Annotated in this window: 25 protein-coding genes and 3 pseudogenes; 12 read left to right on the plus strand and 16 right to left on the minus strand. The window is 69.0% G+C overall.

Features of this window, described 5'->3' with window-relative positions; genetic code table 11:
* Positions 1 to 29: 29 nt before the first annotated feature.
* The 4 genes from GA0074696_RS31210 to GA0074696_RS20090 all read right to left on the minus strand — a co-directional run bounded on the left by GA0074696_RS31210 (position 30) and on the right by GA0074696_RS20090 (position 1,669).
* On the minus strand, positions 30 to 194 hold the full coding sequence (locus GA0074696_RS31210; protein ID WP_172894352.1) for a hypothetical protein: 165 nt from the start codon (positions 192 to 194) through the stop codon (positions 30 to 32).
* 84 nt (positions 195 to 278) lie between these two features.
* The gene (locus GA0074696_RS20080; RefSeq protein ID WP_088962527.1) at positions 279 to 485 is read right to left on the minus strand and encodes a helix-turn-helix domain-containing protein; all 207 of its coding nucleotides are present in this window, start codon (positions 483 to 485) and stop codon (positions 279 to 281) included.
* Complete coding sequence (locus GA0074696_RS20085) at positions 485 to 943, minus strand: DUF2975 domain-containing protein (RefSeq protein WP_231925090.1); 459 nt, start codon at positions 941 to 943, stop codon at positions 485 to 487. Before GA0074696_RS20085 ends, GA0074696_RS20080 begins: the two co-directional genes overlap by 1 nt.
* A gap of 228 nt (positions 944 to 1,171) precedes the next feature.
* Positions 1,172 to 1,669 (minus strand): MarR family winged helix-turn-helix transcriptional regulator, encoded by a 498-nt coding sequence (locus GA0074696_RS20090; RefSeq protein WP_088962529.1) that lies wholly within the window; start codon positions 1,667 to 1,669, stop codon positions 1,172 to 1,174.
* A gap of 83 nt (positions 1,670 to 1,752) precedes the next feature.
* Between GA0074696_RS20090 and GA0074696_RS20095 the strand changes: the two genes are divergently transcribed.
* The 4 genes from GA0074696_RS20095 (at position 1,753) to GA0074696_RS20110 (ending at position 4,325) form a co-directional block, all read left to right on the plus strand.
* Positions 1,753 to 2,400, plus strand: a complete 648-nt coding sequence (locus GA0074696_RS20095) for an FMN-dependent NADH-azoreductase (RefSeq protein ID WP_088962530.1) — start codon at positions 1,753 to 1,755, stop codon at positions 2,398 to 2,400.
* A 101-nt stretch (positions 2,401 to 2,501) separates the two neighbouring features.
* Positions 2,502 to 2,882, plus strand: coding sequence for a VOC family protein (locus GA0074696_RS20100; RefSeq protein ID WP_088962531.1), 381 nt, complete (start codon positions 2,502 to 2,504; stop codon positions 2,880 to 2,882).
* A gap of 67 nt (positions 2,883 to 2,949) precedes the next feature.
* Positions 2,950 to 3,651, plus strand: coding sequence for a DUF4184 family protein (locus GA0074696_RS20105; RefSeq protein WP_088962532.1), 702 nt, complete (start codon positions 2,950 to 2,952; stop codon positions 3,649 to 3,651).
* Positions 3,652 to 3,896: 245 nt separating this feature from the next.
* Positions 3,897 to 4,325 carry a nuclear transport factor 2 family protein gene (locus tag GA0074696_RS20110; RefSeq protein ID WP_088962533.1) on the plus strand — a complete coding sequence of 143 codons (429 nt, stop codon included), beginning with the start codon at positions 3,897 to 3,899 and terminating at the stop codon, positions 4,323 to 4,325.
* A gap of 54 nt (positions 4,326 to 4,379) precedes the next feature.
* On the opposite strand, the gene GA0074696_RS20115 is transcribed toward GA0074696_RS20110, so the two are convergent.
* Positions 4,380 to 6,224, minus strand: a complete 1,845-nt coding sequence (locus GA0074696_RS20115; protein WP_088962534.1) for a glycoside hydrolase family 15 protein — start codon at positions 6,222 to 6,224, stop codon at positions 4,380 to 4,382.
* 466 nt (positions 6,225 to 6,690) lie between these two features.
* Between GA0074696_RS20115 and GA0074696_RS20120 the strand changes: the two genes are divergently transcribed.
* Positions 6,691 to 7,107: an AraC family transcriptional regulator gene (locus GA0074696_RS20120; RefSeq protein ID WP_088962535.1), complete on the plus strand. Its 417-nt coding sequence runs from the start codon at positions 6,691 to 6,693 to the stop codon at positions 7,105 to 7,107.
* A gap of 193 nt (positions 7,108 to 7,300) precedes the next feature.
* Here the strand turns inward: GA0074696_RS20120 and GA0074696_RS20125 are convergent, their stop codons facing one another.
* Complete coding sequence (locus GA0074696_RS20125; protein WP_157746037.1) at positions 7,301 to 7,711, minus strand: hypothetical protein; 411 nt, start codon at positions 7,709 to 7,711, stop codon at positions 7,301 to 7,303.
* Positions 7,712 to 7,856: 145 nt separating this feature from the next.
* On the opposite strand from GA0074696_RS20125, the gene GA0074696_RS20130 reads away from it, so the two are divergent.
* Both GA0074696_RS20130 and GA0074696_RS20135 read left to right on the plus strand, forming a co-directional pair.
* Complete coding sequence (locus GA0074696_RS20130) at positions 7,857 to 8,432, plus strand: hypothetical protein (protein WP_172894354.1); 576 nt, start codon at positions 7,857 to 7,859, stop codon at positions 8,430 to 8,432.
* A 246-nt stretch (positions 8,433 to 8,678) separates the two neighbouring features.
* Positions 8,679 to 9,944: a PP2C family protein-serine/threonine phosphatase gene (locus GA0074696_RS20135; RefSeq protein ID WP_231925091.1), complete on the plus strand. Its 1,266-nt coding sequence runs from the start codon at positions 8,679 to 8,681 to the stop codon at positions 9,942 to 9,944.
* A 366-nt stretch (positions 9,945 to 10,310) separates the two neighbouring features.
* Here the strand turns inward: GA0074696_RS20135 and GA0074696_RS20140 are convergent, their stop codons facing one another.
* A complete protein-coding gene (locus GA0074696_RS20140) occupies positions 10,311 to 11,219 on the minus strand; it encodes a hypothetical protein (protein WP_088962539.1) in 909 nt (302 codons plus the stop codon).
* Positions 11,220 to 11,403: 184 nt separating this feature from the next.
* Here GA0074696_RS20140 and GA0074696_RS32660 point away from each other — a divergent pair, with 184 nt between their 5' ends.
* Positions 11,404 to 11,631 carry a transposase gene (locus GA0074696_RS32660; protein ID WP_407940614.1) on the plus strand — a complete coding sequence of 76 codons (228 nt, stop codon included), beginning with the start codon at positions 11,404 to 11,406 and terminating at the stop codon, positions 11,629 to 11,631.
* Positions 11,632 to 11,859: 228 nt separating this feature from the next.
* Here GA0074696_RS32660 and GA0074696_RS30885 read toward each other — a convergent pair whose 3' ends face one another.
* The 6 genes and pseudogenes from GA0074696_RS30885 to GA0074696_RS20170 form a co-directional block, all read right to left on the minus strand.
* Positions 11,860 to 12,291: a hypothetical protein gene (locus GA0074696_RS30885; RefSeq protein WP_157746043.1), complete on the minus strand. Its 432-nt coding sequence runs from the start codon at positions 12,289 to 12,291 to the stop codon at positions 11,860 to 11,862.
* A gap of 235 nt (positions 12,292 to 12,526) precedes the next feature.
* Positions 12,527 to 12,949, minus strand: a pseudogene (locus GA0074696_RS31215) (VOC family protein); the annotation flags it as partial.
* A 435-nt stretch (positions 12,950 to 13,384) separates the two neighbouring features.
* Entirely contained in the window at positions 13,385 to 13,990 is a 606-nt protein-coding gene (locus GA0074696_RS20155; protein ID WP_157746045.1) for a hypothetical protein, read from the minus strand.
* A gap of 176 nt (positions 13,991 to 14,166) precedes the next feature.
* The gene (locus GA0074696_RS20160; RefSeq protein WP_088962542.1) at positions 14,167 to 14,484 is read right to left on the minus strand and encodes a hypothetical protein; all 318 of its coding nucleotides are present in this window, start codon (positions 14,482 to 14,484) and stop codon (positions 14,167 to 14,169) included.
* Between the two features lie 46 nt (positions 14,485 to 14,530).
* Positions 14,531 to 15,538 (minus strand): ATP-dependent DNA ligase, encoded by a 1,008-nt coding sequence (locus tag GA0074696_RS20165; RefSeq protein WP_088962543.1) that lies wholly within the window; start codon positions 15,536 to 15,538, stop codon positions 14,531 to 14,533.
* Positions 15,539 to 16,403: 865 nt separating this feature from the next.
* Entirely contained in the window at positions 16,404 to 16,811 is a 408-nt protein-coding gene (locus GA0074696_RS20170; protein WP_088962544.1) for a DUF805 domain-containing protein, read from the minus strand.
* Positions 16,812 to 17,127: 316 nt separating this feature from the next.
* On the opposite strand from GA0074696_RS20170, the gene GA0074696_RS20175 reads away from it, so the two are divergent.
* From GA0074696_RS20175 to GA0074696_RS20185, 3 genes and pseudogenes are all read left to right on the plus strand, one after another.
* A protein-coding gene (locus GA0074696_RS20175; protein WP_456238168.1) for an IS3 family transposase occupies positions 17,128 to 18,374 on the plus strand; the annotation gives its coding sequence in 2 pieces (ribosomal slippage) (positions 17,128 to 17,410 and positions 17,410 to 18,374; 1,248 coding nt in all).
* Positions 18,371 to 18,804, plus strand: a pseudogene (locus GA0074696_RS20180) (SMI1/KNR4 family protein). The gene GA0074696_RS20175 and the pseudogene GA0074696_RS20180 overlap by 4 nt, the downstream one beginning before the upstream one ends.
* 393 nt (positions 18,805 to 19,197) lie before the next feature.
* Positions 19,198 to 19,776, plus strand: coding sequence for a hypothetical protein (locus GA0074696_RS20185; protein ID WP_231925092.1), 579 nt, complete (start codon positions 19,198 to 19,200; stop codon positions 19,774 to 19,776).
* 411 nt (positions 19,777 to 20,187) lie between these two features.
* Here GA0074696_RS20185 and GA0074696_RS20190 read toward each other — a convergent pair whose 3' ends face one another.
* Positions 20,188 to 20,382, minus strand: a complete 195-nt coding sequence (locus GA0074696_RS20190; protein WP_088962546.1) for a hypothetical protein — start codon at positions 20,380 to 20,382, stop codon at positions 20,188 to 20,190.
* A gap of 295 nt (positions 20,383 to 20,677) precedes the next feature.
* A complete protein-coding gene (locus GA0074696_RS32305) occupies positions 20,678 to 20,809 on the minus strand; it encodes a hypothetical protein (RefSeq protein WP_260428364.1) in 132 nt (43 codons plus the stop codon).
* A 752-nt stretch (positions 20,810 to 21,561) separates the two neighbouring features.
* Here GA0074696_RS32305 and GA0074696_RS31955 point away from each other — a divergent pair.
* Positions 21,562 to 21,795: pseudogene (locus GA0074696_RS31955) on the plus strand (hypothetical protein); the annotation flags it as partial.
* Positions 21,796 to 21,980: 185 nt separating this feature from the next.
* Here GA0074696_RS31955 and GA0074696_RS20205 read toward each other — a convergent pair.
* Positions 21,981 to 22,865 carry an aminoglycoside phosphotransferase family protein gene (locus GA0074696_RS20205; RefSeq protein ID WP_088962548.1) on the minus strand — a complete coding sequence of 295 codons (885 nt, stop codon included), beginning with the start codon at positions 22,863 to 22,865 and terminating at the stop codon, positions 21,981 to 21,983.
* Positions 22,866 to 22,882: the final 17 nt, after the last annotated feature.

Consider the following 22,882-nt stretch of genomic DNA (forward strand, 5'->3'; position numbering starts at 1 on the left):
GGCGGGTACGCAGCCACCGCGGCTTACTGCTACCTGCCGCGTCGGACGGCCCGCACGCCGAACACCACGGCGCCGAGGACGAGCACGACGCCCAGGAACTGGAGGCCCGGCGAGTCGTCGGCCTCCCCGTACACGATGCCGGCGACGCCGATCGCGACGGCGAGGAGGGCGACGATGGCGAGGACGTACTTCATAAGTTTTCCTTCCGAGGCCGGATCCGGCCGGTGAGCGGGTCGACGTGGCTGAGGTGTGCAGTGGTTGGCGCGCGGTGCGCCGAGTCAGTCCTCGACCCACTCGAGCAGGTCACCGGGCTGGCAGTCGAGCACCCGGCACATGGCTTCCAGGGTGCTGAAACGGACGGCTTTGGCACGACCGTTCTTCAGCACCGCCACGTTCGCCGGCGTGAGCCCGACGCGTTCGGCGAACTCACCGACGCTCATCTTGCGTTTGGCCAGCTCGACATCGATGCGGACGACGATGGGCATCAGATCACCGCTTCCATGTCGGTGCGCAGTGTCGTGGCCTGCCGCAGCAGTGCCCGCATCACCACCATCAGCAGCCCCAGCACGGCGACGCCCACCAACATCAGGAAGAGCAGGAGCGGCAGTCCGGGGTCGGACGCGTTGAAGCCGACATAGAGAAATACGCCCAGCAGCACCACCCAGGCGGCGACGATCGCCCAGACGATCGCGTCCACCCACGCCAGCGAGGCGTCACTGAAGATGCGGTCGTTCTTGACCAGGGTGAGCAACTTCCAGGTGGACACGATCACCACCTGGATACACAGCAGCCAGAACACCGAGACGGCAGTCATCGGCCACCGGAGGTAGGCCTGGTCCGGGGACTCCTGGGCCATGTGCGCGAACTGCCCGGGCAGGGAGAAGGTCTGAAACATGACCAGGATCCCGAACAGCAGCACGAGGAAGACTCTGAGCGGGGCCACCGCTCGATGCTCAGTGAACATACATCGACTATCGCTTGTAACCTATCGAAAGTCAATCGGTACGGCAATCTCCTGAGGGTTAGCCTCGTCCCGGTGCGACGCTCGTTCGTGGGGCGGCCCGCACCGCCGGACCGGCACCCTCGGCCGAGGACGGATACGGCCTCAGCGTGGCCGAAGATCAGCCAGGAACCAGGCCCCGCCCGGGCGGCCGCCGGCAGGCGGGTGCCGTCAGCAGGCCGGCCCGCCCGCGGCCGAGCACGACGGACCCTCCGCCGCCCCGGCGCAGGACGCCGGACCGCCACCGACCGCCCGCTCCAGCAGCTCGTAGAGCGTCTCGCGCTGCCGCGCGTCCAGCGCGCCGAGCACCTCGTCCTCCACCGCCGCGAGAGCGCACTCGGCCTCCCCGAGGCGCTTCTCTCCGGCGGGGGTGAGCTCGACGACGTGCCGACGGCGGTCCTCGGGAGAACGGCGCCGTTCGATCAGCCGCTCCGCCTCCAACTCGTTGAGCAGCCCGACGATGTTGGTGCCGTCCATCTCCAGGGTGCCGGCGAGGGCCTGCTGGCTGCTGCCGCCCTGCGCCCGCAGCACCGTGAGCGCGACCAGGTGCCGGGGCCGCAGCCCCAGCGGCGCCAGCACCGTCTCGGCGCGCAGCCGCATCCGCCGCGCGAGGTGGTCGAGCAGGGGCGCCGAGCGGTGCTCGGGCTGGTCGACCGGTACGGCGGGCATGTGACCAAGCCTACCGTCGCCGCCCACGACCCACGTGCTACAAATGGTTTGCGCAACATCAATGAATCGTGAAGGGTAAACCAATGGCACACCTGTTGCACATCGACTCCAGCATCCAGGGGGACCGGTCGGTGAGCCGCCGGCTCACCGACCGTGCGGCCAGGGCCTGGCGCGCCGCGCACCCCGACGGCACGGTCCACTACCGGGACCTGGGCATCGATCCCCTCCCGCATCTGGACCAGGCCGGCGGCCTGGCGCGAATGACACCGCCGGAGCAGCACACCCCCGCCCAGCGGGAGTCCTGGGCGCTGACCGAGCAGCTGGTCGAGGAGGTGAGGCGGGCCGACACGGTCCTGCTGGGGCTGCCGCTGTACAACTTCGCCGCGCCCAGCAGCGTCAAGGCGTGGGTCGACCACCTGATCGCGCCCGGCCTGGCCTACGACCCGGAGACCCAGGCCGGCCTCCTGAACGACCGCGAGTTGATCGTGCTGGCCACGCGCGGCGGTGGGTACGCCCCCGGCACGCCCCGCGAGGGCTGGGACCACGCCGAGCCGTGGCTGCCGCACGGCCTGGCGATGACCGGCCTCCAGCCGCGCTTCATCACGGTGGAGCTGACCCTCGCCGGCGTTAACCCGGCCATGGCCGGCCTGGTCCCGCTGGCCCAGGAGAGCCTCGCGGCGGCCGAGCGCGCCGTCGACGAACTCTGGGTCCCGGCCGCCGCCGCGGCCTAGGCGAGGCCGCCACGGGAGTGGTCCACGCACCGGGCCACTCCCCCATCGCGCCGGCTCCGCTCGGGACGCGCGAACCCGCGGCAGGCACTACCCTGCGCGGCATGCATCGCAGCCGCGTCTACGCTCTTCTGATCGACGCCCCGCACGCGCAGGCCGCCCGGGCGGCGGCCTTCTGGTCGGCCGCCCTCGGCGTCCCCGCCGAGGCGGACCCGGAGCACCCGCAGTTCGTCGGTCTGCACGGCGCCCTGCCCGGGCTGGTCACCGCCGTGCAGGCCGTCGACGACGAGCCCCGCTTCCACCTCGACTTCGAGACGGACGACGTCGAGGCCGAGACGGCACGGCTGGTCGCTCTCGGCGCCACCGAGGTGGCCCGGTGGCTGGACTGTCGCATCCTGCGGGTGCCGGGCGGGCACCTGGTCTGCGTCCTGCCGGTGGAGAGCCCGCCCGAGGTCTTCGACGCCCAGGCCCGAACCTGGCCCTGACAGCCACGGTTTGACCCGGTGCCGTGCGGGGCAGCCGGGTGGGGCCGCGCGTCGGTAGCGTACGGCGGTGCCGCTGACCTTCCCCTCACACGCCGCGCTGCCGCTGCCGCTGAAGCTCTGGCGCCCCCGCTGGTTCGACGGCGTGGCCCTGATCGTCGGCTCGGCCGCACCGGACCTGGCCTACGCGCTCGACGGTTCCGGACTGCCCGTCTTCCCGCTGTCGCACCAGCCAGCCGGGCTGATCCTGTTCTGCCTGCCCGTGACGCTGCTGTGCGCGGCCATCGTGCGCGCGGTCGCGCCGACCGTCGCCGTGCACCTGCCGCACCGGCCGGCCGCGCTGGCCCTGCGCGACTACGGCGTGCTCGGCGTCGCTCGACCCGGCATCGCGGTCAGCGCCGTCTCGGCGGTACTCGCGGCCGCGACCCATCAGGCATGGGACCGGCTCACGGAGCACACAATGGCGTGGGACTGGGCCTCCACCGTGCTCGGTGCCTTCGCGGCGCTCGCCCTCGCCGTACACGTCGGGCACCGTCGGCTGCTGCGGAAGTGGCACGGCGAGCCGCCCGGCGCTCCGGCGCGGCCGCGCCTGTTCTGGACCGTCGCCGCGTCGGTCACCGCCGCCGGGGCGCTGGTCGCATCGCGCCTGCCGGGCGCGTTCCTGCCGCACACCACCGGGGCCCGGCTGATCGGGGCGCTGGCGCTCGGACTGGTCGCCGGGGCGGCGGCGACGGTCCTGCTCCCCCGACCCGCAGCCGCTGCTCGTCGATGACTGCTGTGCTGCACGACCAAGGCAGCCTCCAGTTCCCGCTCCACCTGCCTCTGCTCCGCCTGCCGCACCGACCGTACGTCCGCCCTCGACAACGAACGCCCCTGCCCCTCGGCCGGTACGCCGGCGGCGCGCGGTCCGCCGGGAGGGGCATCCGCGACGTACGGCACCGGGCGACTCGGTGCCGGTGGTAGCGTCCATACGCGCAGGCCAACACGCAGACCTCCGTTCGGACGGAAGGTTGAGCCATGGACGAGACCGTCGCGCGGGCGATGATCAAAGCTCACTTCGAGGCCTCGAACGTCAGCGCACCCGGCGGCGGGCCGGGCGACGACATCGCTCGCGCTTCGGAGATCTACGCCGACGACGCGGTGCTGGAGTGGCCCCAGGGCGGCGAGCGCGTTCGCGGCAAGGCCAACATCACCGCCGTCAGGTCCAGCTACCCCGCCCGGCAGGAGTTCGAGCTGCACCGGACCGTCGGCTGCGGGGACCTGTGGGTCAACGAGTACACCATCCGGTACGACGACCGGCCGATGATGGCCGTCGGGATCATGGAGTTCCGCGACGGCAAGGTGGCCCGCGAGCGGATCTACTTCGGGGGGCCTTGGGAGCCGCCGGCCTGGCGGGCGCAGTGGGTCGAGCGAATGGAACCGGCGGCCACCCAGGCATCCGCCTGATCACCAGCGCCGGCCCCGGGCGCCGAATGCCGCGACGCGAGGATCGCTGAGCGTTCAGCCGCCCAGCGGGCTAGGGCGGGCGTCGAGGAGTCGGTCGAGGTTGACGGCGGTGCTGATCAGTGAGAGGTGGCTGAACGCCTGCGGGAAGTTGCCGGTCTGCTCGCCGGTCGGCGCGATCTCCTCCGAGTAGAGGCCCAGGTGGGTGCTGTAGGTGAGCATCTTCTCGAACGTGAGCCGGGCCTCGTCGAGCCGGCCGGACTGTGCGAGTGCTTCGACGTACCAGAAGCTGCACATGGTGAAGGTGCTCTCGTTGCCGGGCAGGCCGTCGGGCGAGGCGGCCGGGTCGTAGCGGTAGACGAGGCTGTCGGAGACGAGTTCGTCGTCCATGGCCCGCAACGTCGACTGCCACATCGGATCGGTCGGGGTCACGAATCCGATGGACGGCATCGCGAGCAGTGCCGCGTCCAGCACATCGGTCGCGTAGTGCTGCACGAAGGCACGGCGCCCGGGGTGGAAACCTCGGCTCATGATCTGGTCGTAGATCTGATTGCGCGTACTCACCCAGCGGGTCGTGTCGCCCGGTCGTCCGTGTCGGTGCGCGAGTCGGACCGCCCGGTCGAGGGCAACCCAGGACATCAGGCGGCCGTAGGTGAAGTCCTGGCGGCCGCCGCGGGTCTCCCAGATTCCGTCTTCGGGCTGGTCCCAGTTGTCGCAGAGCCAGTCCATGAGCCGCACCGTGTTCAGCCACCCCTGGTGGGAGGCCTGGAGTCCGTAACTGTCGCCGAGGTGGAGGGCGTTGAGCGCCTCGCCGTAGATGTCGAGTTGCAGCTGGTTGGCGGCATCGTTGCCGACCCGCACGGGTGCCGATCGGCGATAGCCCTCCAGATGGTGAAGCGTCTCCTCGGTGAGATCGGGTGATCCGTCGACCCGGTACATGATCTGCAGTGGCACGCCGCCTTCCTCGGCGTCCTGGATCCGGTCGTTCACCCAGCGCATGTACTCAGTGGCTTCCTCGGTGAAGCCGAGGCCGAGCAGAGCGTGCACCGAGAACGAGGCGTCGCGGATCCAGGTGTAGCGGTAGTCCCAGTTGCGCTGCCCGCCGATCTGCTCCGGCAGTCCGGCGGTGGGGGCGGCGATCAGGGCCCCGGTGGGCGCGTAGGTCATGAGTTTCAGGGTGATCGCGGATCGTTCGACCATCTCCCGCCACCGCCCGGTGTAGCAGGAGCGGTCGAGCCAACGCCGCCAGTAGTCCCGGGTCTCCTCCAGCAGCTCACGGACCTCGCCGGGGGCGTAGGCGCGAGGCGGGTCGGCCGAGCCGGTCTCCAGTACCACCCCGCCGGCCTCGCCCTCGCGCAGCGTGGCCAGCACACAGATGCCCTCCGTGCTTTGCCGCCGTTCGTGCTCCCCGGTCAAGCGCTCGGCGTACCGGACCACATTCACGGTGAGCGACAGCGTCGGACTGTGGAAGACGCCGCCCTCCGGGTACGCCTGCAGCTCGTGCGGGTCCCGGCCGTAGTTGAATCGGGGCCGGCAGTCGAAGCGGAACCGCATGCTGCCGCGTACCACCCGCAGCATCCGGACCAGACGGTGCCGGTCGGTCGCCCGATCACCCGCGACCGGCATGAAGTCGATCAGCTCGCCCACCCCGTCCGCGCTGAGGAAGCGGGTGATCAGGATCGGCGTGCCGGGCAGGTAGAGCTGCTTGCTCACGTAGTCGACACCGTCCGGCGAGATCTGGAAGTAGCCGCCCTTGTGGCGATCGAGCAGGCCGCCGAACACGCTCGGCGAATCGAACCGCGGAGCGCAGAACCAGTCGATCGTCCCGTCCCTCGTCACCAGCGCCGCCGTCTGGAGATCACCGATCAGACCATGGTTCTCCAGCGCAGGATATGACTCCACCTGTCCTCCCCCGCTCAGCCCGGCGATGTGCGCGACTACCCCTGGGCGGGCGGGACACACCTGGGCGCCTCCTGACCCGCGGACCGACGCCGAACGCGGCGGCTGGTGAAAAGCGCGACGCCTACCGGCCTGCGCGATCACAGATCGAGGCGGAACTGGTTAGCCGCTGTCCCGCTGCGGCGGCAACGCGGCGCCTGCTCGCTAGACGTCCCGGTCAGGCAACCGAGCGAGAGCGTCACCTGCACCAACTCCAGCCGGTACGCCTAGCCGGGCCGCCGCCACGGATCGGATCTTCGAGGAGGCCGGTCGGTGAGCGCAGCAGCGGGTCACCCGGACAAGCCGACGAATCCCCTAGAAGACACCCAAGGTCAGCCAGACCGGCCGGGTGACCCGCTCAACATCCTCACTGCCAGAGGACTTGAGTAGCTTCTATGCAACACGGACCACACGTCGAAGGAAGGCCGAAATGCAACTACCGGTCAGGCGGGTCGAGCGCATCGAGACGCCGGTCATGTTCGTGGCCGCCAAAGACGGGTCCGACGAGATCGGGTCAGCCTGGGACCACCTGGAGACGGTGCTCGGGTCGCTGCGCGGGCGCAAATTCCTCGGCGTGTTCAACGACTCCGGCATCTACCGCTGCTGTGTGCAGGTCCGAGCCGGTGACGACGCTGACCAACTCGGCCTGGAATCAGGCGTCGTTCCAGGAGGCCAGTACCTGTGCGCAACCGTGCGTGGTCCGCAACCCGCGGCCTACGCCCTGCTCACCCCGACGTTCCAACAGTTGCGGCGCTCGGGTGAGCGAGATGGCACTCGCCCCAGCATCGAGTACTACCGCCGCCACGACCGGATCGACCTGCTGATGCCCGCACGAGGCGAAGCCTGAGAACGACGGCCGTTACGGCAAACCCTTGTCCATTGCCTCAATTGATGATCGTCTAGCCGGACGTGTCACCCACGTCCCGAAACTGGTCTGTCAGGGACGTCCTGAGACCGACAACGGCAGCCGGCTGTCCGACTCCGGTTGATGCCGGACACGGCGGCTTCACTTGATGGCCGACAGGGTGGCCTGGTGATGTTCAGTCCCGTGCGAAGCGCACCTGGTCGATGATCGGCTCGCAGGGACATGTCGCGGCAACCTCGTTCATGAGCCCGAAGATCCGAGCGCTCAGCAGGACCAGCAGCAGGATGCCTACGACCATCCCGCTGAGCAGACCCGTGGCCATCTTTGGGCGCTGCTGCCGACGCGCACGACGGGCCGCTACCAGCACAGCCGCTGATGCGAACAGGGCCACGACGTATGCCGCCGCGAGTCCGGACGCGAGTTGGTCTCCCGCGTCGGCTCCGCCCGTGAAGATCCCCACGTATCCGAAGGCGACGACCGCAACGAGATAGCCGAACAGCCCGAGCACGAAACCGACGCCTACACCAGGAACTAGAGGAAACTCTTCCGCTGGAGTCGCGGCCTCGGCAGCGTCAGTCGCGTCCACGTCGACAGGCTAATGCGCGAGCCAAGCCTTCCGACCCGTCACGCTTCAAGTGGAGCCGATGGATCGCCCATCAAGAGCAGCCGGGCAGCCGGCAGCCGGCCGAGCGGGGCTCCCGAACCCCCAACAGTCGGTTAGCGTGCCGCCCGTGAATGGGAAACTTGCCCGCCGGTGGGCGCTGGTGCTCGTACCGCTGCTCCTGGCGGCGTCCGGCGCCTTCGTGCTGCGGTGGCTGTCGGTGCCCGACCCGCGGAAGCTGCCCGAGCCGTTCCGGGAGCAGCTCGCAGCGCGGGTGGTGGACGCACTCGAGCGCGACCCGACCTTTCGCGCGGAACCCGGCCACCCAGATCTATGGCCGGTCTGCGTCGCCTCGGTGTTCGGGGTGGCGCCGGACTCGGCTGACACCGTCGACGAGGTCCGCACGATCTACACGCAGCTGGACTGCCAGTGGCTGAGCGCGGCAGATCTCGCGAAGGGACCTGACTCCGACCTCACCGCGCTCCCCGGCGTGTCGATGCCGATGGCCGTGCGGCTGGGGCCGCCTGTCACTTATCAGACGCCGGAAAGCGGAGAGGGGGTATACCCGGACAGCATCCGGCGGATCTTCCCGAAACCCTTACAAGCTGCCGCCTTCTCCGAACATGACCCGTCGATGCGGAACGCGCTGGACGATCGAATCATGCATCTGAAGTCCTCGCCGGCGCCCTCGCCCTCCCACTCCTGACGGCCCTTGACCACCCCGCCGTCGCGAGGGAGAACCCGAACAGGAGTCCCCTGGCGGTCCCAGGTATCTGGCGTTGCAACCCGGTGGAATCCGCGCGGCAGTCGAAGGCCCACCCACGGCGGGCGGGTGTCCGTCCGCACCACCCGGTCGCCGCGGCAGCGCTCGGCTGAGCCCGGGGCGCCGGCCCGGGCCGACCGGCACCGGTGCTGGACGGGTTGTCGGCTCTCTCGGCCTATGCTCTGGCGCGTGAACAAGAATCGGTGGAGCGGCGTGGACCTCGGCAACGTGCTGCACGCTGTCGAGGACGCCGCCCCGGTCGACGCGGTGGAGGCGGTGACCCGAGGCATCGGCGTCGACCTCGGGGCGCTGTGGGTGTCGTTCCTCGTCGCGGACATGAGCGGCCGGGCTCTCGTTCGGCTGGCCCACGACGCTCCCTTCCGAGACCGGCCCGGCAGACGCCAGCAGGACGAGGACGTCGCCACCGTGCTGCCTTTCGACGGCGGGCCACAGGAACAGGCGCTGCGCTCCCAACGCGTGCAGGTCCGTCCGAGCGGAGATCATCACGTCGTGATGGCGCCCGTCACGCAACGGGGCGAGGCGATCGGACTGTTGGAGATCTCCCTGCCGGTCGAGCCGGACGACGCGGCCCTGGCCGAGATCTCCCGGGCCGCGCACGCGCTGGCGTTCGTGGTGATCGCCGCCCGGCGGCACACCGACCTCTTCGAATGGGGCCAGCGGACCACTCCGTTCACCCTCGCGGCGGAGATCCAGCGCCGGCTCCTGCCCTCCTCATTCACCTGCGAGGCCGGCTCGTTCACCCTCTCGGCGTGGCTGGAGCCGGCGGCCAGCATCGGCGGAGACACCTTCGACTACAGCCTCGCCCGGAACCTGCTGCACCTGAGCATCACCGACGCCGTGGGCCACGGCGTACACAGCGCCCTGACCGCAACGCTCTGCGTCGGCAGCCTGCGCCACACCCGCCGTCGGGGTCACACGCTGCTCGACCAGGCTCAGGCCGCGAACTCGGCGCTGATCGAGAACCCGCCCGGGGGGTTCACCTTCTCCACCGGGCTTCTCGGCCGGCTCGATCTGCGCACCGGCGTCCTGGCCATGGTCAACGCCGGCCACCCCTCCCCACTGCTGGTGCGCAACGGAACCGTCCAGCCCCTCGCGCTACCGGTCGATCCGCCGTTCGGCGTACTGCGCCACGGGACCTACCGCACAACCGACGTCCCGCTGCGCCCCGACGACCGGCTCATTCTGCTCACCGACGGCATGCTGGAACGCGGCGCGGCCGGCCTTGACCTGCCCGCACGGCTGCCGGGCCTCACCGACCTGCACCCCAGGGAGGTCGTCCGTGTACTCGGCGACGCCATCCTCGACGTCGCCGGGCCCACCCTGCCAGACGACGCCTGCATGCTCGTCCTCGACTGGCACGGCGACCACGGCGACAACCGCTCCACCACGGCCGGCGCCGATCCCCACCGAGCGAGTGCCCTTCCGTACCCCTGAGACCAGAAACGAGAGGGCGTGCGTCTGCGTCCACTCCCTTCTGCGACGGCTCTGTCTGGTGTCCGCGCGCCGGTCGCGGGGAGTCGTTCCGGACAGCCGATCGGCGCCGTGACAAGAAGGCCGCGGCGCCACCGCGTCCCGGGGTCATCACCGACGGTCGGCGGGCCTCGCGGATGAGCAGCAGCCCTCGGGCGATCATGCTCAAACCGAGCAGCGGGTACAGCGTGTTGTCGACACCAATGAGCGGTACGACGTGGTGCCGCTCTCACCGCCGCGCGCCGCTGCTGCCTGATCCGGTTCCGGACTCAACAGGCGGCGTCCCGCGCCTGCCCGCCCTGTCTGGCCGTGGCAGGCATGCCGCCGGCCTCAGCGCGCAGCGCCGCCCAGTCGACCTGGGCCGCTCCCGGAGCGCCGGTGACCGACGCGTGGAGCCCTTATCACCGGGGAGTTGCCAGACGCCGGGCGGAAATCCCGCGCCGCGCCGGCCACCATATCGTCGGGATCGCCGCCGAGGGCCCGCCGGATGTGCGGCGGGATGACCTCGGATGTTGCCATTGCCAGTCGGACCTGCACCGAACGGTCGTGAACCAGGCGTTCCAGATCCGCCTCGTCCAGCTGGACCGCCCGGACCAGCGCGGCACGGACGTCGACCGCGGGGTCCTGGGCAAGCGCCGTGCGCTGCTCGGCGGTGGTCCGCGGGTTGCGGGCGAGCCCCTTGCGTACGCGTACGGTGCGATCGGCCATCAGCGCGGTGATCACGTCGGGATCGTGGGTGTGGGTGGCGAGTCGTTCCCGTACCTCGGGTGAGACGTCGTCGATCAGCCTGACGGCCAGTTCGGGCTCCAACTCCCGCATCTCCGCGAGGAGACCACGAAGCTCCTTGTCGGGTGCCTCTGCCATCACCCGGCGAACCGACTCGTCGCAAGCCGGGTTGCCGGCGACCGCCCAGCGGACCCACCGGTCGGGGTCCTTGACGAGACGCAAGAGATTGGCGACCGAGGCCGAAGGGTTTCTCGCCACAGCCTCCCGGACGTGACGATCATGGTCCCGGGTCAGCGGTCGCAGTGCCTGCGCGGGTGCGTCGGTCCGGGCCGCGACCGCCTTACGGACCATGGCCGACGGGTCGGACGCCAAGTCGAAGAGGGTCATCTGTGGCGTTGCGGGGTCCTGCGCGAGGGCAAGCCGCGCATCGGCGCTGCCGTCGCTCGCACGGTGAGCGGTGGTACCTGACCCTTGGTGACCGTCGGGCCCGCCGACGTCCTGCTGCTTCCCCATGGGCGCAATCATGTCACGGGCTGAGTGAGGCAATGCGAGCCTGACCAGCGCGTTGACGGTGGTCGAAGCATTACCTCGCGGATGCGCCCTTCGGTAGCTCAGCAGTGACCTAGCACTCACGAGCTGTGGGCTGAGGTCGAGCCGTTCCTGCCACCCCGTCGCACCGTTCCCCGGCCGTAAGTCTCTGAATGAGCGCAGGGTGTTCTGCGGGATCTTGTTCGTGCTCCACAACGCGATCCCGTGGGAGTACCTACCCCAGGAGTTGAGGTTCGGCTGCGGGATGACCTGCTGGCGCAGGTTCCCGGACTGGAACGACGCCGGCCGTCGCAACGACTGCACGGGCGCTCTGTCCCGTCCCGGGAGCCGCCTGACAGTTCAGTATCAGGACCCCCGTGACACCGTCGTCGGGTGACCACGGCAGCTCCGGGCCGGCCAGGAAGGGGCGCCGGTCGTCCTCTAGCACTATCGGCGCTCGGCCGAGCGGGACCTACTGGCCGGAGGGCAGGCCCGGGATGGGAAATTCCAACTCGCTGCGGATCTCGACGAAGTCATTACCAGGAGGGCCCAGGCGCTTTCCTGGGCTGAGGAAGGTGACAGTGCCGACGCTGATCTGATCGGCCCAGGCGCACATCGTGACGTGCTACTGGTCGTCGCGGCCGCTACCGCAGCGGGCCACGCCGCCCAACGGGCCAGGGTCCACCGCTCGGATCGAACGCACCCGGGGGAACAACCTGAAAACCTGATCCAGCGTCGCTTCCTCGTCTCTCACGGTGCCTGCCGCTGCGCTGACCAGCACCGCATAGTCGGCGTCAGTCTCGCCGTTGTAGACGCGTCCGACAACGTCCCGCTGGTCTTCGACTAGCCGACCCAGTTGCCTGGCGTTGTCCGCCGTGAGGAACATCAGCGGCCGGCTGAAGAACCCAGAGCGATTGCCGAGCCGCATCGGCGTCTCCAGCCGGGCTCGTATGGTGGACGGGCTCGTGGCGGGCTGCGTCGATGCAAAGGGTGAGGGTGCTGCGGCCGGTTGCCCGGACTGAGGCGTGCAGCCGAGCACCGCGCCCACGGCCATCACGGAGAACACCCCGCGGAGGGACGCCCGAAGCAGCTGTCCCCGTGATGGCCTTTTTCCCACGCGCATGCCCGGCTCCTGTATCCACCAACAGTCGAGCCGGGACCATACAGCAGTTGCCGGCCCAGGAGGGCACCGTGATTCGAAGGCGATCTTGAGGGCTGACGGGCCAGCCAGACGAATCGAGGGCTACGGCTTGGGCCAACTGCCCGGCCGAACGGGCCTCAAGGACGTCGAACTCGTTTCCCTCTGGGTCGGCCATCGTCACGTGGTCAGGCGTATCGTCCGGTTCGTCCACCCGAAGTACGGCCCCGCCCGCCGTTACCACTTTGTCGACCACCGCCTGGACCCGCGGCCAGCGCACCTCGAACGGCTCGTGCCGGCCGCCGCCCACGTGGATGTCGAAGTGCATGCGGTTCTTGACTACCTTCGGCTCCGCCACCTTCAGGAACGAAACACCGGGCCGGACGCCGTCCGGGTCATCGATGAAGGCGCCGTCGTCCCACTCGTCCTCCGGAACCTTGAAATGGGTCTGCCATGCCTCCCAGGTAGCGAACCCTTCTGGTGGGGCGGCCGGGACGTACCCCAGCGCGAGGCACCAGAACGCGGCCAGTTCGCGCGGGCGCGCGCAGTCGACGGTCAAGGACCACTGCTCGGACATCGCCACACCATAGACCGCCGAAGGTCACACCGAGGGCCGGGCGAGTTCGGTCCGGCTACGCACATTCACCCGTACGTAGCTCTCACTCCATGCCGCACCCCGACATCGTGTGAGGAGATCGTCTAGCTGGAGGTGTCACCCACGTCCCGAGACTGATCTGTCACGCAGGTCCTGAGACCCGACATCGCTGGCAGCCGGCCGTTCGAACGCGTGTTTGAGCACGACTTCGTGGACGAAGCATCCGCCTGGTCGATGGCCGACCGGATGCTGAAGACCTCGGCTGATACGTCGCGCGACCCAACTGAGACGATCGGCAGGAGGCCCAACCACCAGGTGCGTTGAATTGCTGGGCCGCGGTCGCACCGTGACGGATGGGCGGCGCCGGCGGCGCAGATCACGTGGTCGCCCTGGCCGGTTGACGTGACGGACAGCGGCTTACCACTTGTCTTTGTGGCAGTTCGGGGGAGGATCATCGCCGGCCACGATGAAGTCTTGGCACGCGAGGAAGCGGTTATTGAAATGGCCGACGAGGAAGCCGGTCAGCGCCACGATGGCGACGACCACCACCAGGGTGACCTTCAGGCGGCGGCCCGGCAGGGTGAAGTATTTGGGCGCGAGTAACCGGACGACGATGGCCGCTATGAACGGCACGACGGCGATGGTCGCGACGTTCACCACACGGGCAGCGGTCTGTTCCAAGGCGCTGTGAGGGTGCCCCACGACGAGTCTTAGCAGCAGGAGCCCTATCGGGGGCAGGAACAGGACCAGCACCCAAGGGTGGGTATGCACCCGGCGGCGCAGGAGGAGAGCGCTCAGGAGGACAACGAGGGCCAGCACGAACAGTTCATATCGCCGGTAGTAGAAGATGGTCCGGTGCGTACCCAACGCGAACGCTCCATCCCAGGCCCACAATGAGGCGCCGAACGCGATCGCGTAGAAGGGCCCTAGCTTCTGCTCCGCCGTCCCTCGTAGAAGGTCGTCCTCCTCGGTAAGCTTCCGCGACTTCTCGGCCGCTCGCTCGGCCGGACCTTCCCCGTTCATGCCTCCGCCTATCGTGCTCACCTCCCAGCCGTGGTTTGGCGTCTCCCGGGCCAGCGGCAACACAGCCCAAGGGGCGAGCGGGCGGCTGGGTTCCCGCGACCTCATTGCCCATAACGAGGACGAGGCGCGTTGCGCTTCGGTCCAGGCTGGACCAGCCGACGCGTGGCGGCAGTTGCTCAGCGGCAGGCGTCTGCCCGGACGTGTACGCCGCACCATGCCGGCAGGTGGGCTGCCCACACCCGCCAGCCGCCGGCGTCTCGGTTGGTGTGTTCGTTCCACCAGTGGACCTGGACGGTCACCGTCGCGCCGTCGTCGTCCTGGTCCTCGACGTCGATTGGTCCGACGGTCTCAAGCTTTGCTGGAGCCTTGCCGCGTTCCATCTCGCCGCGGTACTGACGCCACTGCCGCAGCAGCTCGTCATGCCGCCTGGGAGCCAGGACCCGCGACAGGCCAATCTCCTCCCCGCTGCTCATCTGGAGCACGTACACGCTCACTGCCGCGTCCGGCGTCGCCTCACCTCGATCGCCAGCGGAGGTCGGATCAGGCGCTGCTCGCGTAGTCGGGGAACGGGTCTTCGCCTTCACCGAGCAGCAGCGGCACGTCGTACACCGACAGGTCCGGCCTGGGGCGGGCGTACCGGACGCGATGACGCCACCGGTGGTGCTCGAACGCCGTGTCGACCTCGATGTCCGCCACGACGGTCGGCTCGACCTGGACGTAGTGGAGCGGCTCGGGCCGGTCGAACTGGCCGGACCATGCGGCGGGTAGCGGCTCGGGCCAGGGGTGGGTAACAAGCCTGCGATCCGTCGGACGTCGCGGGGACAGCAGCGTTGCCAGCTCCGGGCGCTGGGGCGTGGCCAGCGGATGCGTGCGGCCGGTGTATCGCAGCCGACCGCGCCGGTCGAATCGGCCGATAAGAACGGTCTCGGGATTGCGGATGCTGCCGGTGACGCCGCCGATGATCGCCTCCGTGGTGGCCCGGACTCGGAACTTCGCCCATCCTCGCCGACCAGGCTCATAGCGGCTGTCGAGCCGCTTGATCACCACACCTTCCACACCCGCCGCCGTCCATCTGGTCAGCCATTCGCTGACCTCGGCGACGTCGGTGCTCTGCGGGGTGACCGCCAGCTGCGGCGGGGCGCCGGCGAGCAACCGGACCAGCCGGGACCTGCGCTCGATCAGAGGAGCATCGAGCACAGGCTCCCCACCAGCGTCCACGAGGAGGTCGAAGGTGACGTAGTAGGCCGGATGCTCACGGGCGACGCGCAGCAGGCCCCGGCCGGCGGTGACCCGCCGCTGCAACTGGGCGAAGTTCGTCCGCCCGCCCTCCCAGACGACCAACTCCCCGTCGAGCACCACCCCGGGCGGCACGAAGGCCCGCACCGCGCGCGTGATGTCCGGGAAGTACGACGTCAGGTTCCGGCCGGCGCGCGACTGGAGGTAGACGTCGGAATCTCCACGGAAGGCCAACGTGCGCCATCCATCCCACTTCGGTTCATAGACCAAGTCCGGGCCCTCAAGCACCGCATCTACCGGTGCAGCGAGCATCGGGGCGACGGGCCTCCGCAGCACAGACCCACCCAGTGAGGCGTCCCAACGCCAGGCTGGACTCACCCCGTCTAGCCCCGTCCGCCCAGGCCACGAGCGCCGCTCATATTCGCCCCTCCCCCCGTCATCGTGGGGCAGCGGGAGCGGGGCTCGGGCGCAGATCAGGCAGAACGAATGCGTTGGACCTGCACATTACGAGTCGGTCGCCAGCCCTGCTCCCCGGGGCGCTTACGCGGGTTGCCTGGATGCCGGAGGCCGTGGTCGTCCGCCCATGCCCGCCGGCTCGGCTGCTCGATTGGCTGCTCGCCTCCTCGGTGCCCGGCGCATCGGCCGACCATGGCCACCCCGGCCCCACTGCCAATTGCCCCCGAATCGTCAGCCCGCCCCCAATCTTCGTCGACCGTGATCGCCAGGCATGCTTTCCAAGTCTGTCGCCGCGCGTTCGCCGAGGTCTGTAGCCGTACCGCGCAGTGGCGCTGGCACTAGGCGGGACCTAGTCGGATGACCTCGAATGTGGCCGAACGAGACGACAACTGAGACCACCTGACACGGCCGACGGCATGATGGGCCGGTGGCGGTAGTAGAGGCATGGTTTCTGGGCGGACCGGTGGACGGGAGACTGATGCCAATGGAGGCGACCGCCGACGGCAGTCCGCCGACGGTGTTGAAGCTGCTTCAGACTGGCTTCTAGCGGCCCGCACCAAAGGGCTTGCTGCTCTCTTGCAGCCTCTGGCCCTGGCGTGACCACAGTTGCTCGCGCTGGCCAAAGACCGTTGAGTGGCGCCGGCGGCGACAGTCGTGCGCTGTCAACCGCCGGCTTCCTGGGCTGGCTCAGCTCTAGCAAGCAGCCACTCAATGGGCCCTGTCAGGCCATGCTGGGGGCGGCGGCGTGCGGAGCGTCCTTCGGGTCGGCACCGTACCGGTTGCTTCCCCGAGTGCCGTCCTTGACGAAGAACACGAGCAGGACGATGGCCCCCACGAGAGGCACGAGTCCGATCAACAGCCACCAGCCCGAGCGGTCGGTGTCGTGAAGTCGCCGCGCGGCAACGGCCAGGGTCGGCAGCAGCAGGGCCAAGCTGACGATCAGCCCGATGACGCCGGTAGAGCTCGGATCCGACCCGATCTTGGTCCCCAGCGCGCCGTCCAGAATTCCGGCGACGATGCCGAGGATCAGAGTGAAGAGGAAGAACCACCAGTACTCGGACCGGCGAGCTCGACCGCCAAAGCCGGCGTACTGGGAGAGGACGGATTTGGTGGCATCAATGGGGGACATACATGCTCCAGCGAAGTGAGAGATTGAGACCTGTAAGGTCAACTGCGACGCAGCCAAGCAGACGGCCGGCGGGCGGTCAATGGCCGTTCGGCTGGCCCCGCCCGGTTGGGGCCTGCGACTTGAGCCCTGAACCCCTCGGGCGTGCTCCTGATTAACTCCAATCGAGTGGATCGGCAGCCTGACCTCGGCGAGCTCTTCCGCTGCCTTACAGCGGTTGACAGCCCTTGTCGGCGTCACTTGTGTCCGCCTTGTGCCCGACGAGGACTGAACCGCCCCGGATCTTGTAGAGACTTCCCCGCTTGGGAAGGATCGAGAGGTGGCAGGAACGAAGCCGTATCCGCAGGAGCTGCGGGAGCGGGCGGTGCGGATGGTCGCGGAGGTGCGGCCGAACTACGAGTCGGACTGGGCGGCGATCACGGCGGTGGCGGCCCGGCTGGGGATCGGCACGGCCGAGACGTTGCGTAAGTGGGTCCGGCAGGCACAGGTCGATGATGGCTGGCGGCCGGGGGTGACGTCGGAGGAGTCGGCGGAGCTGAAGCGGCTGCGTCGGGAGAACGCCGAGCTGCGTCGGGCGAATGAGATCTTGAAGGCCGCGTCGGCTTTCTTCGCGGCCGAGCTCGACCGGCCTACGACACGCTCGTGAGTTTCGTCGACGAGCATCGGGACCGCTTCGGTGGAGTCGAGCCGATCTGTCGCGTGCTGCGTCAGCACGGGCTGCAGATCACCCCGAGCGGTTACTGGGCGGCCAAGAAGCGTCCGCCGTCGAAGCGGCAGGTGCGTGATGCGCAGCTGACAGAACTCATGCGGGAGATCCACTCGGCGAACTACGGCGTCTACGGAGCCCGCAAGATCTGGCACGAGCTGCGCCGCCAAGGGCATCCGACGGCCCGGTGCACGGTCGAGCGGTTGATGCGTGATGCTGGCCTGGCCGGTGTCGTGCGGGGCAAGAAGATCCGCACCACCACCGCCGATCCGGGGCATGAACGGGCCGCCGACCTGCTCAACCGGGACTTCACCGCCGCCCGGCCGAACCGGTGCTGGGTCGCGGACTTCACCCACGTCGCCGCCTGGTCCGGCGTGGTCTACGTCGCGTTCGTCGTTGACGTCTACTCGAGGGCGATCGTGGGTTGGTCCGCGGCGACGAACAAACGAACCCCGCTGGTCCTGGCCGCCCTGGACATGGGGCTGTGGCGCCGTGACCGCGCCGGCCAGCCGGTCGGGGCGGGCCTGGTACATCACAGCGATGCGGGCAGTCAGTACACGTCGTTCCGGTTCACCACCCACCTGCTCGATGCCGGTATCGACGCCTCGATCGGCAGCGTCGGTGACGCCCTGGACAACGCGCTGATGGAGTCCACCATCGGCCTCTACAAGACCGAGCTGATCAAACCCCGGGGCCCGTGGCGAAGCCTCGCCCAGGTCGAACTGGCCACCGCCGAGTGGGTCGACTGGTACAACAACCAGCGCGTGCACTCCGCCATCGGGCACGTCCCGCCGACCGAGTACGAATCGATGTTCTACGCTCAACCCCAGCCCCGTGAGGTGGTTGGAGCCAACAGCTGAGGTCTCCACAGAACCCGGGGCGGTTCAGACCCCTCACCGACGAGGTTCTGCGGGCTGTGGAGGCGGAGCTTGGGCACCAGCTGTCCGCCGCGTACGACGACCTGTACCGGCGACACGACGGCGGCTCCCTCGCCCGTGACGCCGACTCTGCACCCAGCCGAACCTCCTGGGCTGAGGACCACGTCGGTCTGTACATACTGGCGGCGATCGGTCGAACTGCTCGGTTCAGCCTCTGCGGCGAGCTCGGCAGCGCGTTCTGGGTAGCGGAATGGGGCTACCCCGACATCGGCATCTACATCGCCGACCGCCCGTCGGCGGGTCACGACATGATCGCCTTCGACTACCGCTCGGCCGGTGAGCCGGCCGTCCCGACTTCGAGAACTTCGTGACGGGGCTCGTCAACGAATCGGAGTACGACGTGGACAACTGACTCGCGCATTACGAGTCGGCTCCGGCCCCTGCTCCCCTGGGCGCTTCCGTTGGTTGACTGGCTGCCCTCGTCCGTGATCGTCCGCCCACGCTCGCCGGCTTGGCTGCTCGGTCGGCTGCTTGACGGTCTGCCCGCGCTCGATAGTCCCCGACTTAGGTCTGCGCTGGCAGGTGGCGGCGGACGTCAGTATTAGCGACGCGTTCGGCAAGGGCGCGCGGGCTAACGCCATGGCTGTTCTCGCGTTCGGGATCGGCACCTGCCGCCAGAAGCGCTTGCAGAGCCGCTGGGTCCGTGCGGTAGGCGAATACGGCACGCCAGAGCGCTGCCTCTCTGCTGCTCCCGCGCTTCCCTCACCTCGCACGCGTACGGCGGCCAGGTCGCTACGCTTCTCCGGTGACGAATGGTGCCGGTGTTGCATTGGGTATCGAGGCCGCTCGGCGGCTAGCCCAGCTGGACCTGGTGGACATCCAACCGGGGCTCACCGACGCCGAGTTCGTCAGCATCGAGCGACGGTTCGGCTTCGAGTTCGCCGACGACCACCGCGCCTTCCTCGCGGCCGGGCTGCCAGTCTGGACACCTGGCCACGATGACCACCCCGCCAAGGCAAGTTGGGGCTGGCCGAACTGGCGCCAGCTCGACTCCACCACCCTGCAAGAGCAGGTTGACTGGCCGCTCGCAACCGCGCTCGACGACATCCAGCACGGCGAGTGGCCACCTGGGTGGAGCAGCCGCCCTCACGACCTCGTCCGGCGCATGGCCAAGGCGAAGCGCCTTCTCGCCAACGTTCCCCGGATGGTTCCCGTATACGCCCACCGCTACCTGCCAACCGGCCGCGGCTCCTTCGGGCATCCCGTGCTCTCCATCCACCGACTGACCGACACCATCGTGTATGGCCACGACCTCGCCCACTACATCGATCAGGAGTTCCGAGAGCCCAGGGTGACTGTGACCTTCTGGCGTGACTACGTGTGAGAGGTGAGGGCCGACGCCCGACTGCTCGACCCCCAGGTAACGATCACGCGGCTCCTACCTGCTGCTCCACCAGGTCTGAGCTGCCAGAGCATCCAGGGCCGTCCATGCTCGTCCGCTGGTGTCCGACCCGATCGTCACTCAGTTAGCGGACTTCGTGTTGGCGAGGCGAGCCCAGCACCAGCCCCGACGGTCAGTGACCGATCTTGGTCCCAAGAACGCCAAGAAGGGCCGATCCGATTTCCGGATCAGCCCTCTGACCTGCGTCGGACGGCCGGATTCGAACCGACGACCCCTTGACCCCCAGGCAACAATCACAGCGCGCTTACCTGCTGCTCTGTCGGCTCCGGGCTGCTGGCATGGTCCACGCTCGTCCGTGCTCGTCCAGTGGTGTCCGACCCGATCGTCACCCAGTTAGTCACCCATGCCCCGCAGCATGGCTTCCGCCTCGCGCACCATGTCCTGTTCAAGTTGGGCGCGCTCAGCCGCGTTGTCCTCCCACAGGTCGGCCAGGAAGGCGAACGTGGTAAAGGGCTCCGGGAACCCTAGAGATCCGGCATAGGCGGCGATGGCATGCGCGCCATCCACCGGCGCGATGGCCCCGGACACCAAACGTCGCGCAACGAGACCACCACCTCCCAGACGGCCTGGTCGTCGTCTGGCAGCTCAGGCAAGCCCAACTCGTCGACCACCTGGTCCAGCAGCTCGCGTGCCTCGCGGTACTCGCCTCGCGAGAGCCCAGCGAGTTCCCGCAACGATGGGCTATCCAGCCCCTCGGCAAGCGCTTACCCACCGGGCTGGCACTCCACGCTTGCTCGCTTCCAAGCCGTGTTAGCCCTCACCGAAGGTGACGGCTAACACGCCTGGTGCAATACCGGCGCCGGAGTGTCAACGATCTGGCAGGTCAGGTGACCCCGATGTTCAGGTAGAAGTGGCCGAGCTTGAGTGATAGCGAGGCGCCTCCGAAGTGGTGAATGAGCAGCGCCAACAGGATGACGATCAAGATGCAGACAACGAGCCAGATCAGGAACCACACGAACCCTGGGATCCCGTAGCGACCGACGCGAGCCATTAGGCTCGCCCCCTCGCGGTCGGCGCTGCAACACGCGCCGCCGCGCATGGGTGTGTCGGCTGTCGGTAACTGCGCCCGACGCTAGCGGACGTCTCCATACAGCCTCCTTCATTGAGGTGTCCGCGAAATTTCCCTACCGAGGCGCGCGTCAAACCGGGCCGTAGGAGCCCGCTTCAGGATCCCGCCGGAGCGGGGCCGCGTCTGTGCTGTCGGTGACATCCGAGGTCGGTCAACTGGACGGGTTTCTTGCCCGCACTGAACTTCACATCTGCACTGGGGTCCACTCTCTACTTCCGCTTGCTCTCGGAAGCGATCGGGATCGGTCTACGACCAGTGAGCAGCGCCTCGGCGTTGCCGATCGGCTGCTCCTCAGGGACCGCTTGCCACGCACCACCCGGGCACGAGCGGCATGGCCTACTCAGCAGTCAACTCTCGACGGACGACCACTCGCTTGTAAGGCGATCTCGGCAAGAGTCGCAGTGTCCGCCGACAACTGCTGCGTCCGGGCAGGAGGGGAATCCCGTGCGAGCGCGTCCGGCCATGGCCGCCATGGTTGATGTCAACTGCTGATGTCAAGCCGGCCCCCTCGCTTGATCGATAACTGCCGGTGGTCGTTCGTTGTCACGGATCTTCGCCCCTCCCGGGCGGCGTCTCCCCACTATGACGTGGGGGGAGAGATGAGGAGTCTTCACAGCCGGCGCGGGCGGTGAGATGTCGTGCAGGGGCTGCCGCCGAGCCCGTGCTGCGCCGGCCGGTCGCGCCGATGCTGGCTGCGCCCATCGACGCGGTGCCCGAGCCGGAACCTCACCACCTACTTCCCGGACATCACCCGGGCGATCCGGGCGGCGATCCCGCCCAGGGTAGTGCTCGACGGGGAGTTGATCGTCTGGGAGCGCGGCCGGACGAACTTCGCGCTCCTCCAGCAGCGGATCACCGCCGGCCGCGGACTGCAGCGCCTGGTCCACCACCGCCCCGCGCACTACGTGCTGTTCGATCTCCTCGCCGACGCCGGCGGCGAGGTCATCCTGCCCCGGCGCGCTGCTCGCCCAGCGTCAGCCGGCCCAGCTTGGCGGCCGGGCTCTCGACGCTGCCGTCCGGGCCGTCGCCCGACGGTGATCGCGTGGGCACCGCAGGTTCAGTCGTGGCGGTGACGCACGATGTAGTCGATGTAGTGGATCGTGTCCTCGCGGTCGTCCTCGCTGATCGAGTCCCACAGGTCCGCCAGCCAGTAGAGCGAGCCCGACAGCATCCAGGCCCACCCGCGCACCCAGGTCGCCTCGTCGAACCCGAGCGCCTCCCGGTAGGCGGCCCGCGCGCGGGCATCGAACAGGCTCCAGCCCGGCCGCAACTCGACCGCCGGATCACCGCGGCCGAGACCGCCGAAGTCGATCACCCCGGTGAGCCTGCCCCGGTCGACCAGCAGGTTGCCTTCCAGGAGATCACCGTGCAGCCATACCGGCGGTCCGGGCCACTCGTCCGCCGCCATCGCCTCGTCCCAGGCCGCGGTCACCGCCCGCCCGTCGATCTGGTCGCCCAACGCCGCGATCGACCGGCGGGTCAGCTCGTCCCGCTGCACCAGAGGTACGCCGCGCTGAATCCCCTCCTTGACCGGCCCGCCCATCGGGTCGATCGCGATCATCGCGCGCACGAAGCCGGCGAGGTCGACGGCGAGGTCGACGAGGTCCTGCCCGGCTTCCGGATTGCGCCCGTCCAGCCACGGGACGACCGTCCACGGCCACGGATAGTCCCCGCCCGGCCGGCCGACCGCGACCGGCGCCGGCACGGGCACCGGAAGATGCGGCGCCAGCCGCGGCAGCCAGGTCGCGTCGGTCGCCACCTGGTCGACCGCCCACCGCGCCCGCGGCAGCCGTGCCGTCAGGAAATCACCCAGCCGGAACAGCGCGTTGTCGGTGCCGTTCAACGGCTGCGGAACGAGCGGCAGGTCCGACCATTCTGGGAACTGCTCGTCGATCAGGGCGCGTACCTGCTCGACAGCGACGACGATCTCTCCAGGGCGCATCGGCGCGACCGTAGAAC

Source organism: Micromonospora purpureochromogenes, assembly GCF_900091515.1.
GTDB lineage: Bacteria > Actinomycetota > Actinomycetes > Mycobacteriales > Micromonosporaceae > Micromonospora > Micromonospora purpureochromogenes.